This window comes from Pantoea sp. X-Soil-ISGK-275 (assembly GCF_059730795.1).
This window is the reverse complement of record NZ_AP035976.1, coordinates 1,034,865-1,051,310: the sequence shown is the minus strand read 5'-3', so window position 1 is coordinate 1,051,310 and position 16,446 is coordinate 1,034,865. Positions and strand designations below refer to the sequence as shown.

Genomic DNA, 16,446 nt, shown 5'->3' with positions numbered 1-16,446 from the left:
CCCCTTCATTTTTTTTCTCTTCTGCCGATAAGTTAATCACGGCGATATTGCCCTGCCCTTTACCCAGCCCAGATCTGCTCCGAGGCCATGATGGATAATTTTCAGAAAGAGATCGATGAACGCGCCAACCTTGCGCTTTCCAATAAATTCGAACTGCTGTTGTTCCGACTGGGTTCCGATCAGCTGAAAGGCAAATCTGAGCTGTACGGCATCAACGTGTTTAAACTGCGTGAAATCGTGCCGATGCCAACCATCACCCGCGCTGCGGGCATGCAATCGCCGCTGCTCGGCATGGCGAGTATTCGCGGCCAGTTTATTCCGGTTATCGATCTGCCTGCCGTGACCGGTTGCAAACCGGAAACCGGCCTTAACCTGCTGCTGGTGACCGAATATGCGCGCAGCACTCAGGCGTTTGCCGTGGAATCGGTGGAGAACATTGTGCGTCTCGACTGGAGCCAGGTGCATACCGCTGAAGCGGGCATCGGTAGCCGCAACATCACCAGCATCGCTTGTCTGGATACCGATGGTCAGAGCAACAATCTGGCGATGGTGCTGGACGTTGAGCAGATTCTGTATGACATCATTCCTTCCGTGCGCGGCGTTGAGCCGAGCGCAGAGACCGCCAAAGACTTCAATCTGAAGCCAGGTCAGGTAGCGATTGTGGCGGAAGATTCCAAAGTGGCGCGTCAGCTGCTGGAGCAAGGCCTGAAAAGCATGGGCATCCCGGCGATTATGCACAACACCGGTCTTGAAGCCTGGATCAAAATTAACGAGATGCAGAAAGAAGCCGCAGCCAACGGTGAATCGATCCACGACAAGATCGCGCTGGTGCTGACCGATCTCGAAATGCCGGAAATGGATGGCTTTACCTTAACGCGCAACATCAAGCGCGATAACAATCTGCGTCAGATTCCGGTGGTGATTCACTCATCGCTCTCCGGCAGCGCCAACGAAGATCACGTGCGTAAAGTCGGTGCCGATGGTTACGTGGCGAAATTCGAAATCAACGAGCTGTCGAATGTGATTCACGGCGTGCTGAAAAAGCCGCGTTAATTATCGTAACGCCACCCTTCATGGCGTAATGCTTGTCAGTTAAGAAAACATTTTGCTTTGAATAGGTAGCGGGCTCTGACACATCTGCTGCGTCACGGGCCGTCCTCGCGCCGCTAGCGCGATGCCTTCGGCTTCCACGTCGTGCCGACGGACCGTTCGCGGATCGGCCGTCCTGGCCGGCCCCGAACTGCCTCACGCATCCATGCGTGAGGCTCCTGGCCCAACGTAAAAGCCTCAGCGCTGCGAATAGCCCTTTTGCCGCAGCAGACGCGTCAGCGCATCTAACTTATGAGCCCTTTTCAGCAACACACACTGAAGCTTGGAAGCAGGCCGGGGACGCTTTTGGGCAGGCAATCCGCAGCGCTGAACGAAGTGAGGAAGCCAGGAGAGCCCGCAGGACGCGGGCGAAAGGCGGAGCCGGGACAAGGATGTCCCGTCTACGCCGGTCCGTCAGGCAGACGAGCGAAGTGAAGGTACCGCGTAAGCGGCGCGAGGACAGCCAGACCAAAAGTGGCCCCGGCCTGCGCACTCATCGTTGGCTTAACTAACAAGCATTACGCCATTCATCGCGACCAGTTAACCAAGTGTCCATCAATGCGCACCCTACAAAATCCTTGGCATTTCCGCCCAGCCAAAACCCAAGGTTAACGTCATTAACCAAACTGTGACGTACCTCTAAAAAATTAAAGTTAAAACATTAACAACCGATAACTGATAGCGCTTGCGCCGGTGCTGCCATACCAGCTTTGTCACGCTGCGCAACGATTTTCACCTTACAAAACATCAACCTGAAGTGGGCACCTTGCCTGCTTGTCCGTCTTGAAAACATCAATTTTTGGCATTACGGGGAGATCCAATGTTGAGCTTAAAAAATATGAAGGTCGGCGTCCGTCTGGGCATCGCCTTTGGTCTGGTGGTGGCACTGTTAATCATCGTCGGCGTCACGTCGATAACCAAAATTAACAACATCAAAACCGGCATTACCTCGATCGTTGAAGATCGCTATATGAAAGTCCGTCTTGGCTTTGACGTGCGCGACGGCGTGAACGAACAGATCAAATATCTGCGCGGCATCGTGATTGATACCACGCGTCCGGAAAATAACGTCAAACGTTATCAGCAATTAGCGGACGCCACTGACAAAACCAACAGCGCGATGAATAAAATCAAAGCGGTGCAGGTGACTGAAGTGGGTAAAAAGAAAATTGCTGGGCTGCTGGCCGCCAGCGACAAGTTTGAAGCCGAGAAGAAAACGCTGCTGGATCTGGTGCATGCGGGCGATGCCGAAGCCGCCAGTACCTATGTTTTAAAATCGATCACCAGCACGCAGAATGCCTTTCTTGATAGCGCCGTGGCGTTTGCCAACTCACAGTCACAACAGCTGGAGCAGGAAGGCGCAAAAATTATTGATAACGGCTCATCAGCCATTGAGATGACGCTGATCTTCTCCGCCATCGCCATTGCCGCCGCCATCGTGTTGGGCTTTATGCTGACGCGATCGATTGTGCGTCCGCTGAATGAAGCGGTGGAAATCGCCGGGAAAGTGGCGGCAGGCGATCTGAGTTCACATATAGAAGTGAGCGGCAAAGATGAAACGGCGGTGCTGATGCAGGCGCTGCAGGCGATGAACGACAACTTGCTGACCATCGTTTCCGATGTGCGCGCCGGCTCCGATACAATCGCCGTGGCATCAAATCAGATCTCCAGCGGCAACATCGATCTCTCATCGCGTACCGAACAGCAGGCCAGCTCGCTGGAAGAGACCGCGTCAGCGATGGAACAGATGACCGCCACCGTCAAGCACAACGCCGAGAACGCGCGTGAAGCCAATCAGCTGGTGGCCAATACCTCCAACGTGGCGAAGCAAGGCGGCGTAGTGATGGAACAGGTGATCGAGAAGATGGAAGCGATTACGCTCTCTTCGAAGAAGATCGTTGATATTATCAGCGTAATCGACTCTATCGCTTTCCAAACCAACATTCTTTCCCTTAACGCCGCCGTTGAAGCCGCACGTGCAGGTGAACAAGGCCGTGGCTTCGCCGTGGTGGCCACCGAAGTGCGTAATCTGGCGGCACGTTCGGCGTCTGCGGCGAAAGAGATTAAGGTGTTGATCGAGGACTCAGTGGCGCAGGTGGATGAAGGCAGTCGTCTGGTGACGCACGCCGGTTCAACCATTGGTGAAGTGGTTAACAGCGTGAAAAGCGTGGCGGATATCATGAGCGAAATCACCATTGCCAGCAGCGAGCAGAGCAGCGGGATCAGCGAGATCAACTCGGCGATTACGCAGATGGAAGCGGTAACGCAGCAGAACGCCGCGTTGGTGCAGGAAGCCTCAGCGGCGTCGCAGGCGTTGCAGGAACAGGCCGATCGTCTGGCGCAGTCAATGAGTGTGTTTAAAACGGCGGCGGTGTAAAGATAAACAGGTTGCCATGAATGGCAACCCTACGGGATTTATAGCGATTTTGAGTTAAGAATACGCACGACTGCTACAGCGACGGTGTTGAGGCGACATCCCAAACCGCTGAGCGAATGAGGGATTCCAGGGCGAGCCGCATGGATGCGGCGAGAGGTGGCGCTGAGCAGGAGCGAATCGCCACCGGTCCGTCAGGAATCGTGAATGAGTGAAGGTACCGCGCAGCGGCGGGTTGGGCTGGCGCAAGGCCCGGGAGTGCAGAGGGCGCGGCCAGGCGCTCTCTGCTCGGTCGCCGCACGAAGGTGCTGCAACTGCCTCAGCAACTGGCGAACGAAAGTCGCTCAATACTTAACTGAGCGCCATTAATGGCGCCCCTACAATGCTAACTCACTAGCGAATACGCAATCGACGAAATCGCCAGCACGCCGACAATCACCACAAACACGTTACTGATCTTCCCGCTGTACTGACGCATCGCCGGCACTTTCTGGATGGCGTACATCGGCATCAGGAACAGAATCATCGCAATGATCGGCCCGCCCAGCGTTTCAATCATGCCCAGAATACTGGGGTTAAGTGTCGCCACCAGCCAGGTGGTCAGCAGCATAAACGCGGTGGTCAGGCGATTCAGGCGCTGCGGCGTAACGGTTTTTCCGCGACTGCGCAGTGACTTCACCACCATGCCGTTAAACCCTTCACGCGCACCCAGATAATGCCCGAGAAACGATTTGGTGATCGCCACCATCGCAACAATCGGCCCCATCCACGCAATCATCGGCACATTAAAGTGGTTGGCTAAGTAAGACAGAATAGTGATGTTCTGATCTTTCGCCGCCTGCAGATCGGCGGGCGACAAGCTCAGCACGCAGCTGAACACAAAGAACATCACCGTCACCACCATAAGTAGATGGGCGTTCGCCAGAATGCGCGAACACTTCTTCTCCGCGCCTGCGCCGTACTCATCGCGCTTGGCAACGGCAAAAGAGGAGATGATCGGCGAATGGTTAAAGGAGAACACCATCACCGGAATCGCTAACCATAGCGTCATCAGAATGCCGTGGCCGCTTACATTCGCGTTTAACGATAAGGTTTCCAGCGCCGCGCCATGCCAGTGCGGCACCAGATAAGCCGCCAGCAGCATCAGCACCGCCACAAACGGAAACACCAGCACGCTCATCGCTTTCACAATCATCTGCTCGCCAAAACGCACCACCGTCATCATGCCGATGATCAGAATCAGCGACAGCAGCACGCGCGGTGGCGAAACCAGCCCCAGCTGATGCACGATAAAGCTATCGACGGTATTGGTGATCGCCACGCTGTACATCAGCAGGATCGGATAGATGGCAAAGAAGTAGAGCAAAGTGATGACCTTACCCGCGCCCACGCCGAAGTGCTCTTCCACCACTTCGGTAATGTCTTCGCCGGGATTTTTACCGGAGAGGACAAAGCGCGTTAACGCGCGGTGCGCGTAATAGGTCATTGGGAAGGCAAGAATCGCCATGATAATCAGCGGAATCAGCCCGCCTGCACCAGCGTTAATCGGTAGAAAAAGCACGCCCGCACCAATCGCCGTACCGTACAGACCCAGCATCCACACGGTATCACTCTTACGCCAGCCCTTAGCCGCCGTTTCTACGGTGCCAAGCGTACCGGTTTGTGAGTTGTCCATCTGTCTCTCCAGAATTTCAAGCTTTATCAACACGCAGCCACAAGGATGACTGCTCATCATGGCGTAGGCTGCTCCGCCCGGCCGGAACGCAAAGGATGACGCTTCATGAGATGAAATTCACGCATCCTGATGTTTTGCGCCGCACTAAATGCACGGAACATGCGCGCAATCGATTGCATGGGGCGCTATTTGACATGAGACGCGGGATGAGTGCAAGAAGGAGAAATGGAGAGTGTGCAGAAAGACGGGAGGAAAGTGGAAAGGTGTGGCAACGCTGGGCTGTTGCCACGGGTAAAGCTGAGAACATCGGGTGAAACTCCCCCGGCAACTAGCCTCTGTACAGCAAATGCGTCCAGAGACTAACACCGGGAGAATTTCAAATCAGAATGCGCGCATCCTGTAGAGTGCATAAAGAAAATAGTACGCTGTAAGTGTATTCAAATTCATAATCATGTACTTCAATTTTTCATTTTTATTCAGCAGAATGAAAATACCTTTTGAGTATTTACCCCGCTTTATTTCATTAATTTCCTGGGCTATATCCGCAGGTGAAAACGAAGAGTGATACATCGCCGTCACGATTTGCATATCCAACGCGAGTACACGTTTGGAAATGCCCTTGAGGAAATAATCGAGATTGCTGGACTGATATTTACTGATGATCGAATCATACAGTGCAGTGAGAAACTGTTTACGCACTTTCAGTTCACTGTATTGCACTTTACGCTTCGATAATGAACCCTCCACATCTTCATAATGATAAGCAGCGCCCGGTGTGACAAGGAAATTGCTAATACAACTGAAGAATTTAAGGTTAAACAACAAATCCTCGCTCATGGAGATACCCTCCAAAAAGCGCAGGTTCAGCTCCTCAATAATCTGACGGCGATAACATTTGTTATGCAGATAACCGATGTTATCACTCATCTCCAGCTCACCGAGCACATAAGGAATGTCCTCGTTGCTGAAGAAGCCCGCCTGCGACACTTTTCCTACGCGGTTGTCGTTGAGGTTTCCCACCATCAAATCGACAGACTCCGCTGGCCAGGCATCGAGATTCTGTTTGAAGATCATCAGGAAGTTATCGTCCACCCAATCATCCGCATCGAGGAATAACACATATTCACCGCAGGCCTGCTGCATTCCGCTGTTTCGAGCAGCGCTGACACCGGCATTTATTTGGTGAATCACCGTGACCTGCGAATAAGCGCTAAACTCCTGCAGAATATTTGCGGTTGAATCGCTGCTGCCGTCATTAACTACAATCACTTCGTAACTGCTGAACGTCTGTTTAAGCACGCTCAGCAAGGTACGTTTAATGGTTTTTTGTGAGTTATAGACGGGAATGATAAGACTAAATAGTGGTTTTTCATTCATGATAAACTCTCTTTACTTTCTGAGGTTTTGATATTGTTAAATAACAGCCATAGTTTCCTGGGGTTGATAAAGATTTGGTGAATACGCATTACCGGTTGATCAGGGAAAAAGTAATTAAGCAGGGAGAACGATAAAAATTCGGTTAATACCACGCTCATGGCCGCGCCATTTAAACCGAAGTTAGGAACCAAAATTAAAGAAGAGGCCACGCAAATTAATAACACCACGAAGGTTTTCTTCACTAAATAGCGATATCCGTTGTACTTAATAATGAAACGATCCATCACGCTGCTCAGTACCGCGCACATCGCACCGACGCTGAGTAACAGCGTTGGCGCGACCGCATCGAGATACTCCGCACCGTAGAAGTCCCGGATAAACCATCCGGACAATAACCAAATCGCCAGAATCACCAGCGAAGAGACACCAATCACCAGCAGATGTAATTTCTGCGCTTTGATAATCGATTGCCGATCGTCACGCTCGGCAAAGAACGCCGGGAAAAAGGAAGCCAGCAACGCATTGGGTAAAAATACCCACGCGGTGGCGAGCGTCAGCGCGACGGAAAAAATCCCCGCCTCTTTTACGCCAAGGAAATACGACACGCTGATTTGATTAACGCGGGTATAAATCGCCACCGCAATCACGGAAAACACCAGTGAAATACCCGACGCCACCATATAGCGTGAATATTTCTTCATCTGGCGCAGTGCCGGAATCGGCACCTGACGGTGATATTTCAGGAATATCGCCAGCTTGATGGCAAACGGAATAAAGGTCGCCAGCACGATAGGAATCGATAATAGCTGCGGATCCAGTCCGTAATAAGAAATAAAGAAGCGCACGGTTAAACTGATAGCCAATCCTGCCAGATTAGCGATCACATTCAGGCGCGCATTGAGCATCGCCTCGTTGTAAATATTGACCAGGTCCAGCGAAGAAAACAGGCAGGCAATCGCCGCGGCGCAGATAAACACCAGCGCTTCAGCGCTCCACTCTTCGCCCATAATCAACATGCCGCTGGCCGCCAGCACGCCGTAAATCAACAACACCAGCAGAAAGGTCGCCATCATTAAGCGCATGCCAGAGTGATGATTTTGCGATAAGCGTTTCAGCAGAATCACATCGCTGCCCATTAGCGCGATGCTCTGGATGAACTGAAATACCAGCATCGAGATCGAGATAATGCCGAAAGTGGTTGGCCCAACGTATTTCGCCACATAGGAGGTGACAAATATCAGGCCGAATACTGCAATCAGCTTTTCAGCGATCATCCACATGGAGTTTTTTAATTTATCTTTCACAACTTAACCTCAGCGTTTATTTCTGTGCCAGGCGGCGCAGACGCGATACCAGTCGTGGACTGACAAAAAACAGCGCAAAGTACAGGCTCCACGGATTGAACATTAATCCTGATGTGAAATAGGACTTAAAGCTGCGACGGTAGAGCGAAATATATTCATCAATAAAGGCGCGGCTGAATCCGTCGCTGTGCAGCGCTTTATAGATATAAGATGAGGTGACTTTTAAATAGAGATGGTAATAACAGCGGCTATGCTGCGCGGATAAAAACGCCTGCATGCCATTAAATGAACGCGCAAAGGAGAAATGCTTTTCCCGTAGCGCCGATCGCGTGGCGGAGTTGGTAGATTCCACATAGTGATAAACCACCTGCTGGGTGAAGATCACCTGACGATCCTGTTGCAGATGCAGGTAATTGATCACGAACAGCAGATCTTCGAAGTTATAAATCTCTTCGTTAAAACTGAGCTGATGCTGACGAATCACATCGCCACGAAACACCTTGTCGCAGATACCGTGACGCGGATTGAAATAGAGCAGATCGTTGATCGCCGCCGAAGCGGTCAGCTGGCGCGTGTCAGTCGTGTTGGCCGGGAAATCGAGCGGCTCGCCTTGCGGCGTGAAGTGCTGCGATTCGCCACCCACCATCGCAATGTTGTTTTGCATCAGCCGCACATAGGTGGCAAACGCGCTGGCTGGCAGAAAATCATCGGCGTCTAAAAAGCACAGCAGTTTGCCGCGCGAGGCACGAATGCCCTGATTACGCGCCGACGAGACGCCGCCATTGGCTTGGTCGATGATATGAAAATGTGGGTAATGGGCGTAGCTCTGTAATAGCGTGAGCGAGTTATCGCTGGAGCCGTCGTTAATAAATATCACTTCATAACGGCTCTCTTCCTGCTGAAGCAGGCTATCAATGCATCGTTCCAGATACGCCGCGGCGTTATACACCGGCACGATGACGCTGATTAAAACGTCGTTAACGGGATTTTGCATATAACCTCTGGACTCTGTCGGAGTAAAAGTTGCGGGCGAAAAAAGTAATCTATGAACATTGCAGTGATTCACACTGCGCGTTGCTTGCGCCCGGCTTAACATTTGTTGCTTGTCTATTTCAGAGTTTCCTCAGGTCAAATAAAACTGGCCTTTAATTCTCTGTAAAAAGTTCGCTAAATAAGATAATCGCCAAATAAATCGTGCAATTTCATTCTGTTTTCATCAGCTAAACCAGGCAGGCTACCGCCCCAGGCTTGCAGCTACCTGTATACTGACCACAGTGAAACCCCTATTTTTGGCGTAAAGAGGCTGCGCTGCGCTCATAAGAGTTCAGTTAATTTTCAGCCAGTTACGTTTTTTCTTTCGGTAATTTGGCTTAACGCCATTACCACGCCAATCATGACGTACTTAAATTAAATTTTTACCTGTCTGGTAATGAACCTTAAAAAACGCTGGCGTCTTTATCGTGCTCATCACCAAAAACAAGAAATGCCGACCGGGGCTGAGAAGGTGCATCCAAAGACGGGCCTTCTCAACGAACGTCACGACATTAACGATATTTGCTGTATGCCCTGCACTTTAATTAAGCTGGCGCGTTATTCGCGCGCCGATAAGTGCAAGTGGCGTTAATTCAGTACGGCTATCGCAGCCGTACTGCAAGAGGCTTGATGCCCAAAATTTGCGATCTAATTCAAAACTTTTCCCGGCATTCTCACCACTCGGGGTTATAAGGTCAATGGCTGCCGGGTTAAAACGGAATTTACTCAGAGAAAGGAGGGATTAAATAGCGGCGCATTGATTAGCCGTGGTGAATGGGTTTTTTATTGATTGATTAGCGCCGCAGCAGGCGATGACCAGGAATAAGATGGGAATATCGCTAACATCGTGCCAACAGAAACCAGCGCCTAAGCCGCGCCGGGATTGAAGCCAGCTCACAACTTTGCTGATAGCCTGTCACTGCGCGCATTTTCGCGTGCTAGTCTCCAGCCATGCCTCTCTCCAGTTTCTCTTTACTGCAGGTTGTATGAAACGCAGATTATCTTTTCAGGTAAAACTCTTCCTGTCGCTGGTGCTGTTTTCCTGCCTGCTACTCGCCTTGCTGGGCACCATTCTGTTCCATTTCATCGATCGTCAACTGCATCACGATTTGGGGCAGCGCGCGCGGGTGCAGGCCAGTGAGATTGCGTTGATGCCCGGTCTGGCGGAGAAAGTGGCGCGCCGCGATATCGCCGGTATCGCGGCGTTGATCCAGCCGCTGCGCAACCAAAGCGATGCCAGCTACATCGTGATTGGCGACACGCAGGAACAGCATCTCTACCATTCGGAATCACCGGAGCGCCTCAATTTACCGATGATTGGCGGCGACAATGCGGAGGTGCTGCAGGGCAAAACCATTATTTCGGTGCGCAAAGGCGGCATCGGCGTGTCGCTGCGCAGCAAGGCACCGATCTTTAATACGCAGCATCAGGTGATTGGCATTGTCTCGGTGGGTTATCTCACCTCCTATATTGCCAATATCAATGTCAGCTTACTGTGGCAGGCCAGCCTGTATGGTGTGGCGCTGTTGCTGCTGCTGTTTATCTTTTCGTGGATGTTTAGCCGCAATCTGAAAAAACAGATGTTCTGGCTGGAGCCGAAAGATATCGCCCTGCTGGTGCTGCAACAAAAAGCGCTGCTGGAAGCGATGTATGAAGGGGTGTTTGCGGTGAATGCGGAACGGCAGCTGATTCTTATCAACCGCGCTGCGCGCGAGTTGCTGGATATCCAGCAGAGTGAGAGTGAACTGCTGGGGAAACCGCTGGATCAGGTGCTGCAAATCCATCCGACGTTTTTAAGCCAGCATGAGGTGAAAACCCATGATCACGTCACCGTGCTCAATCAGCGTCAGGTGATTGTTAACCGAGTGGCGATTGAGCTGGAACCCGGCGAGCCAGGCGGCTGGGTGTGCAGCTTCCGCGATAAAAACGACATCAACACGCTAAGTAGCCAACTCAGCCAGGTGAAACGCTACGCGGACAATCTGCGCATCATGCGTCATGAACAGCTGAACTGGACCGCCACGCTGGTCGGCCTGCTGCAGATGCAGCGCTACGACGATGCGATGCGCTACATCCACGCGCAATCTGCTGGCGCGCAGCAGGTGCTGGATTTTGTCTCGGCGCGCTTCACCTCGCCCGCGCTTTGTGGGCTGCTGCTGGGGAAATATGTCAGCGCGCGGGAAAAAGGCGTCGAGCTGAAATTTGACCCCGCCTGCCAGTTGAGTCGCATTCCTGCCGCGCTGAGTGAAACGGCGTTGATGTCGGTGATCGGCAATCTGCTGGATAACGCGGTGGACGCCACGCTCAACGCCAGAACGCCCGCGACACCGGTTGAGTTATATATTTCCGGTCGTAATCAGGAGCTGTTAATCGAAGTGGCCGATCAGGGTTGCGGCATTGATGACAGCATTAAACCGCACTTGTTTGAGCAAGGCGTCACCAGTAAATCCAACAGCGGCGACGATATGCTTGGTGCAGAACACGGCATCGGCCTTTATCTGGCGGCGGGTTATGTACAGCAGGCGGGCGGCAGCATTGAGATCAGCGAGAATTCACCACAGGGCACCATTTTCTCGGTGTTTATCCCGTTCCCGCCCGCCGCGTTAATAGGACTTTCTCATGAATAATGCTAAGCCGCTTGATGTGGTGATTGTGGAAGATGAGCCGCATCTGGCCGATCTGCATCGTGAATATATTGAGCAGAACTTTCATCTGCGCGTGGTCGGTATTGCCGCTACGCTGGCGCAGGCGCGTGAGCTGATTACATTACATCAGCCACGACTGCTGCTGCTCGATAACTATTTGCCGGATGGTCAGGGCGTGACGTTGATTGACGATCCGCTGCTAAAGCGCTTTGAGTGCTCGGTGATCTTCATCACCGCCGCCAGCGACATGCAAACCTGTAGCCATGCGATGCGCAGCGGTGCATTCGACTACCTGCTGAAACCGGTGTTTTTCCATCGCCTGCGCGCATCGCTGGAACGCTTTATGCTGCTGGTGCAGACCATGCGCCAGATGAAAAACGTTGATCAGCAGGCGCTGGATAAGCTGTTTAATCTGCCAACCAGTGATGCGCCGTCAGCGCCTTCGACCAAAGGGATTGAAACCATTACGCTGGATCGGGTGAAGAGCTTTTTTAGCGCTGCGCCGGAAAGTAGCTGGTCAGTTGAACAGGTGGTTGAGCGCGTTGGCATCAGTAAAACCACCGGTCGTCGCTACCTGGAATATTGCGTCGAGATCGGTTTTATTGGCGTCGAAATGCAGTACGGCAACATCGGCCATCCGCGACGGCTGTACCGCAAAATCCTGTGATCTGGCGCAGATCGCGCGCGCGGCCTGTCGTGGTTTTTATGGTGTTAATTGCCTAAACGACGCCAACAATCACACTTCGTGAAGATAACAATCCGTCACCTCTTGTTTGGAAAAGTCGATAGGCTATGTTGACCTTTAGTTCCTCAAATGTAACTAAAAGGTTAATTATAATGTCGAACACTTTCCCTCTGTCTCTGATTGCTGCAACTGTTTTTGTCTCTATGTCAGCGGTTGCTGCCCCGCCGCAAGGCTATCCAGCGGATTATCAAAGCGTGATTGATGCCGCCACTAAAGAAGGCAAAGTGGTGGTTTACTCCACCACCGACATCAAAGCTGCCGGTCCGCTGATCAAGGGCTTCGAAGCCACCTATCCCGGCATCAAAGTTGAATATAACGATATGAACAGCACCGAGCTGTACAACCGTTTTATCAGCGAACAAGCCTCGGGCGGCACCAGCGGCGACGTGGTGTGGAGCTCCTCTATGGATACCGGTCTGAAGCTGGCGACCGACTACGCGCAGGAGTACAAATCCCCTGAACTGGCGCAGCTGCCGAAGTGGGCGGTGTGGAACAACAAAGCCTACGGCACCACCTACGAACCGGTGGTGTTCATCTATAACAAGCGCCTGATCCCGGCGGGTGATGTGCCCGATTCACACACCGCGCTGGCCAAGCTGATCGCCAGCCAGACCGACAAATTCAAGAGCAAAGTCACTACCTACGATATTGAGAAATCGGGACTGGGTTTCATGCTTTCAGTGCAGGATTACAAAGCCGATCCCAACTACTTCAAAACCCTGGCCGACGTGGCGAAAGGCGGTTTAGCCGTGCAGTCTTCCACCGGCACCATGATGGAAAGGGTCTCATCCGGTGAAAACCTGATCGGCTTCAACATCCTCGGTTCTTACGCCGAAGCGCGCGCTAAAACCGATCCGTCGCTGGGCATCTCTTATCCGAAGGATTACACGCTGGTGCTATCACGCGTTTCGTTCATCAGCTCGCAAGCGCAAAACAGCCATGCCGCCAAACTGTGGCTCGATTACGTGCTGTCTGAGAAAGGACAAAGCATTCTGGCGAATCAGTCCGACATCCCTTCCCTGCGCAACGATATTGAAGGCAAAAACGACATTGATGGCATGACCAAAATGTTGGGCAACGCGCTGAAACCGATCCCGGTTGATGAAAGCCTGCTGGAATATCTGCAACCGAAAAAACGTCTGGATTACATCAAACAGTGGCGCGAAGCCGCCGGTAAATAACCGCCGTTATGAAGCGCGGCGACTGCGCCGCGCTCAGCTTTCTCTTATCTGATTTCGCCATTCAGGGTCTCAATATGCGTGCATTGCATAGAAAGTGGCAAAGCCTGCCGCGCGGCGTTGTGGTGCTGATAACCGCGCTGGTTATCTACGTCCCGCTGTCGTTTATCGTCATACAAAGTTTCTTGTCCGCGCCGTTCTTTGCGCCGTCGAAAGAGTGGAGCCTGGAATCGTTTGCATTTATTTTCACCGATCCCGACTTCTACAAAGCGCTGCGCAGCGGATTTATTCTCGCCTTTGGGCTGGTGATCATCGCCATTCCGCTGGGCGGTATTCTGGCGTTCCTGATGGTGCGAACCGATTTACCCGGCAGACGCATCATTGAGCCGCTGATCCTCGTGCCAATTTTTGTCTCGCCGATGGTGCTGGGCTTTGGATATGTGGTGGCGGCGGGCCCGGTGGGATTCTTCTCGCTGTGGGCGCAATCACTGCTCGGGTTCGTGCCGTGGAATATCTACGACATGTCGAGCATCGTGGTGATCGCTGGCCTGACGCACGTCCCGCACGCCTATCTGTATATCTCTTCTGCCCTGCGCAGCGTGGGATCGGATGTGGAAGAAGCGGCGCGTATTTCGGGTGCTTCGCCGTTGCAGGTGATGACGGCGGTGAGTTTGCCGATGGTACGCCCGTCAATTCTGTATGCCATCGTGCTGCTGTTCTTCCTTGGGCTGGAAGTATTCGGCCTGATGCTGGTGCTGGGCGATCCCGAAGGCAACATGGTGCTGGCCACCTATCTCTATCAGCTGACCAATAAACTCGGTACGCCGTCCTATCACCTGATGGCTGCGGTGGCGGTGGTGCTGATTTGTATCACCATTCCGCTGGTGATGCTGCAACGCCGCCTGATGCGCACCGCCAATCGCTTTGTCACCGTGAAAGGTAAAGCCTCGCAGGCGCGTGCGCTGCCGCTGGGTAAATGGCGCTGGGTGGCGGGCGCAGTCGTGGCGTTCTGGCTGACGGTGACCATTGGCGTACCGCTGCTGGGCGTGGTGCTGCGTGCGTTTATCTCTAACTGGGGCGTTGGCGTTTCGATCTGGGATGAGCTGTCGATCAAGACCTTCCAGACCATCTGGGCGCAGCCCAACCTGCTGCGCGCAATCGTCAACTCAATGGCAATTGGCGTGATCGGCGGTGCGCTGGCGGTGGGTTGTTATCTGTTTATCGGTATCGCCATGCACCGAAAACCCGATAACACCACGCGCTTCCTTGATTACAGCGTGCTGGTGCCGCGTGCGGTGCCGGGTTTGCTGGCCGGTCTGGCGTTTCTCTGGGTGTTCCTGTTCCTGCCGATGTGGCTGGATAACTCGCTCAAATCGGGCTGGCTATCGGATTTCGTCTGGTCGCAGTGGCTGCGCGATCACCTGATCGTCTGGCTGCGTTCGCTGCGCAGCACCATCTTCAGCGTGTGGCTGGCCTACACCGTGGTGTGGATGGCGTATGGTCTGCGCCTGATCTCCTCAACGCTGTTACAAGTGGGTCCAGAACTGGAAGAGGCGGCGCGCAGCACCGGCGCCACACGCGGACAGATTACGCGTCACGTCACCATTCCGTTATCCCGCTACGGCCTGATTGGTTCATGGCTGCTGATGTTCCTGATTTTCGAGCGCGAATATTCCACCGGCGTGTATCTGCTTTCGCCCGGCACGGAAACCATCGGCTCAATGCTGGTTTCCCTGTGGGCGGCGGGCGCGATTGATATCGTTGCCGCACTCTCCTTTATTAACATCCTGCTGGTCGTGGTCGGATTGGGTATTGCCCTGCGATTTGGAGTCAAATTACATGATTGAATTATCGGTCGAGAACCTGCACTTAACGTACGGCGACAATCCGGTGCTGAAAGGCGTGTCGATGAATTTGCAGCGCGGCGAAGTGGTTTCCTTGCTTGGTCCGTCTGGCAGCGGCAAAACCACGCTGCTGCGCGCGGTCGCTGGGCTGGAGAAACCCACTCAAGGCACCATTGTGATTGGCAACAATACGGTTTACGCCGGAACGCCGCGCAGTGAGATCCCAGCGGAAGAACGTAATCTGGGATTGGTGTTCCAGTCTTACGCGCTGTGGCCGCACAAAACCGTATTTGAGAACGTGGCCTATCCGCTGAAGCTGCGCAAAGTGGCGGCGGCAGAGATCACCCAACGCGTGCAGGATGTGTTGAACCAGCTTGGCCTCGGCCACCTTGGCAAACGCCATCCGCACCAGCTTTCTGGCGGTCAGCAGCAGCGTGTAGCGATTGGCCGTGCGCTGGTGTACAACCCGCCGGTGATCCTGCTGGATGAACCATTGTCGAACCTCGACGCCAAACTGCGCGAAGAGGCGCGCGTGTTCCTGCGCGAGTTGATTATCAAGCTGGGATTATCGGCGTTAATGGTGACGCACGATCAGAATGAGGCGATGGCGATTTCCGACCGTATCTTGCTGCTCAATAACGGCAAAATCGAACAGCAAGGCACGCCGCAGGAGATGTACGGCTCGCCAAAAACCCTGTTCACCGCCGAGTTCATGGGCAGCAACAATCGGCTGCACGGCAAAATCACCGAGTTGCGCGACGGCAAAGCGCGCATCGAGGGCAAAGGCTGGGCGTTGTGGGGATTGGCAGGCGCAAGTGTGCAAAGCGGTCAGGATGCCACGGCGGTGATCCGCGTCGAGCGCGTGAAACTGGTTGAGGGGCCAGGCGAAAACCAGCTGGAACTGCCGCTGCTCACCAGCATGTACCTCGGCGATCGCTGGGAATATTTGTTCCGCACCTCAGGCGATGATTTTGTGATTCGCGCCTACGGCACCGAGGTGCGCGATCCGCAGCACTGCCATCTGGCGTTGCCGGAAAACCATGTGTGGATCTTCCCGAAAGGGTAATGTTCAACCAGGTCGCCATATATGGCGACCCTACGAAAACCTCTCCATATAACCGTAGGGTCGTCATTTATGGCGACCTTATTCATCACCGAACACTTTTCAAACAATTTTTGCAAA

Annotated in this window: 11 protein-coding genes; 7 read left to right on the top strand and 4 right to left on the bottom strand. The window is 53.2% G+C overall.

What is annotated here, in order from left to right:
- The first annotated feature begins 90 nt into the window (after positions 1–90).
- Together AC6I8A_RS04750 and AC6I8A_RS04745 are read left to right on the top strand one after the other, a co-directional pair.
- A complete protein-coding gene (locus AC6I8A_RS04750; protein WP_008105989.1) occupies positions 91–1,053 on the top strand; it encodes a chemotaxis protein in 963 nt (320 codons plus the stop codon).
- Between the two features lie 856 nt (positions 1,054–1,909).
- A complete protein-coding gene (locus tag AC6I8A_RS04745; protein ID WP_497818107.1) occupies positions 1,910–3,466 on the top strand; it encodes a methyl-accepting chemotaxis protein in 1,557 nt (518 codons plus the stop codon).
- 382 nt (positions 3,467–3,848) lie between these two features.
- Here AC6I8A_RS04745 and AC6I8A_RS04740 read toward each other — a convergent pair whose 3' ends face one another.
- From AC6I8A_RS04740 to AC6I8A_RS04725, 4 genes are all read right to left on the bottom strand, one after another.
- Complete coding sequence (locus AC6I8A_RS04740) at positions 3,849–5,138, bottom strand: HAAAP family serine/threonine permease (RefSeq protein WP_256695732.1); 1,290 nt, start codon at positions 5,136–5,138, stop codon at positions 3,849–3,851.
- A gap of 381 nt (positions 5,139–5,519) precedes the next feature.
- Entirely contained in the window at positions 5,520–6,515 is a 996-nt protein-coding gene (locus tag AC6I8A_RS04735; protein ID WP_293792270.1) for a glycosyltransferase family 2 protein, read from the bottom strand.
- Complete coding sequence (locus AC6I8A_RS04730; RefSeq protein WP_497818106.1) at positions 6,512–7,819, bottom strand: oligosaccharide flippase family protein; 1,308 nt, start codon at positions 7,817–7,819, stop codon at positions 6,512–6,514. Before AC6I8A_RS04730 ends, AC6I8A_RS04735 begins: the two co-directional genes overlap by 4 nt.
- Positions 7,820–7,835: 16 nt before the next feature.
- Positions 7,836–8,813 (bottom strand): glycosyltransferase family 2 protein, encoded by a 978-nt coding sequence (locus AC6I8A_RS04725; protein WP_497818105.1) that lies wholly within the window; start codon positions 8,811–8,813, stop codon positions 7,836–7,838.
- Between the two features lie 1,024 nt (positions 8,814–9,837).
- Here AC6I8A_RS04725 and AC6I8A_RS04720 point away from each other — a divergent pair.
- The 5 genes from AC6I8A_RS04720 to AC6I8A_RS04700 all read left to right on the top strand — a co-directional run bounded on the left by AC6I8A_RS04720 (position 9,838) and on the right by AC6I8A_RS04700 (position 16,329).
- Positions 9,838–11,478: an ATP-binding protein gene (locus AC6I8A_RS04720; protein ID WP_497818104.1), complete on the top strand. Its 1,641-nt coding sequence runs from the start codon at positions 9,838–9,840 to the stop codon at positions 11,476–11,478.
- Positions 11,471–12,163, top strand: a complete 693-nt coding sequence (locus AC6I8A_RS04715; RefSeq protein ID WP_497818103.1) for a response regulator — start codon at positions 11,471–11,473, stop codon at positions 12,161–12,163. Before AC6I8A_RS04720 ends, AC6I8A_RS04715 begins: the two co-directional genes overlap by 8 nt.
- Before the next feature lie 170 nt (positions 12,164–12,333).
- Positions 12,334–13,422, top strand: a complete 1,089-nt coding sequence (locus AC6I8A_RS04710; RefSeq protein WP_497818102.1) for an ABC transporter substrate-binding protein — start codon at positions 12,334–12,336, stop codon at positions 13,420–13,422.
- A gap of 74 nt (positions 13,423–13,496) precedes the next feature.
- On the top strand, positions 13,497–15,266 hold the full coding sequence (locus AC6I8A_RS04705) for an ABC transporter permease (protein ID WP_293792280.1): 1,770 nt from the start codon (positions 13,497–13,499) through the stop codon (positions 15,264–15,266).
- Positions 15,259–16,329, top strand: a complete 1,071-nt coding sequence (locus AC6I8A_RS04700; RefSeq protein ID WP_497818101.1) for an ABC transporter ATP-binding protein — start codon at positions 15,259–15,261, stop codon at positions 16,327–16,329. The genes AC6I8A_RS04705 and AC6I8A_RS04700 overlap by 8 nt, the downstream gene beginning before the upstream one ends.
- Positions 16,330–16,446: the final 117 nt, after the last annotated feature.

Coding starts and splice junctions, on each gene's coding strand:
- AC6I8A_RS04735 (WP_293792270.1), bottom strand. CDS start 6,515: ATGAATGAAAAACCACTATTTAGTCTTATCATTCCCGTCTATAACTCA.
- AC6I8A_RS04725 (WP_497818105.1), bottom strand. CDS start 8,813: ATGCAAAATCCCGTTAACGACGTTTTAATCAGCGTCATCGTGCCGGTG.
- AC6I8A_RS04700 (WP_497818101.1), top strand. CDS start 15,259: ATGATTGAATTATCGGTCGAGAACCTGCACTTAACGTACGGCGACAAT.
- AC6I8A_RS04745 (WP_497818107.1), top strand. CDS start 1,910: ATGTTGAGCTTAAAAAATATGAAGGTCGGCGTCCGTCTGGGCATCGCC.
- AC6I8A_RS04710 (WP_497818102.1), top strand. CDS start 12,334: ATGTCGAACACTTTCCCTCTGTCTCTGATTGCTGCAACTGTTTTTGTC.
- AC6I8A_RS04740 (WP_256695732.1), bottom strand. CDS start 5,138: ATGGACAACTCACAAACCGGTACGCTTGGCACCGTAGAAACGGCGGCT.
- AC6I8A_RS04720 (WP_497818104.1), top strand. CDS start 9,838: ATGAAACGCAGATTATCTTTTCAGGTAAAACTCTTCCTGTCGCTGGTG.
- AC6I8A_RS04750 (WP_008105989.1), top strand. CDS start 91: ATGGATAATTTTCAGAAAGAGATCGATGAACGCGCCAACCTTGCGCTT.
- AC6I8A_RS04715 (WP_497818103.1), top strand. CDS start 11,471: ATGAATAATGCTAAGCCGCTTGATGTGGTGATTGTGGAAGATGAGCCG.
- AC6I8A_RS04705 (WP_293792280.1), top strand. CDS start 13,497: ATGCGTGCATTGCATAGAAAGTGGCAAAGCCTGCCGCGCGGCGTTGTG.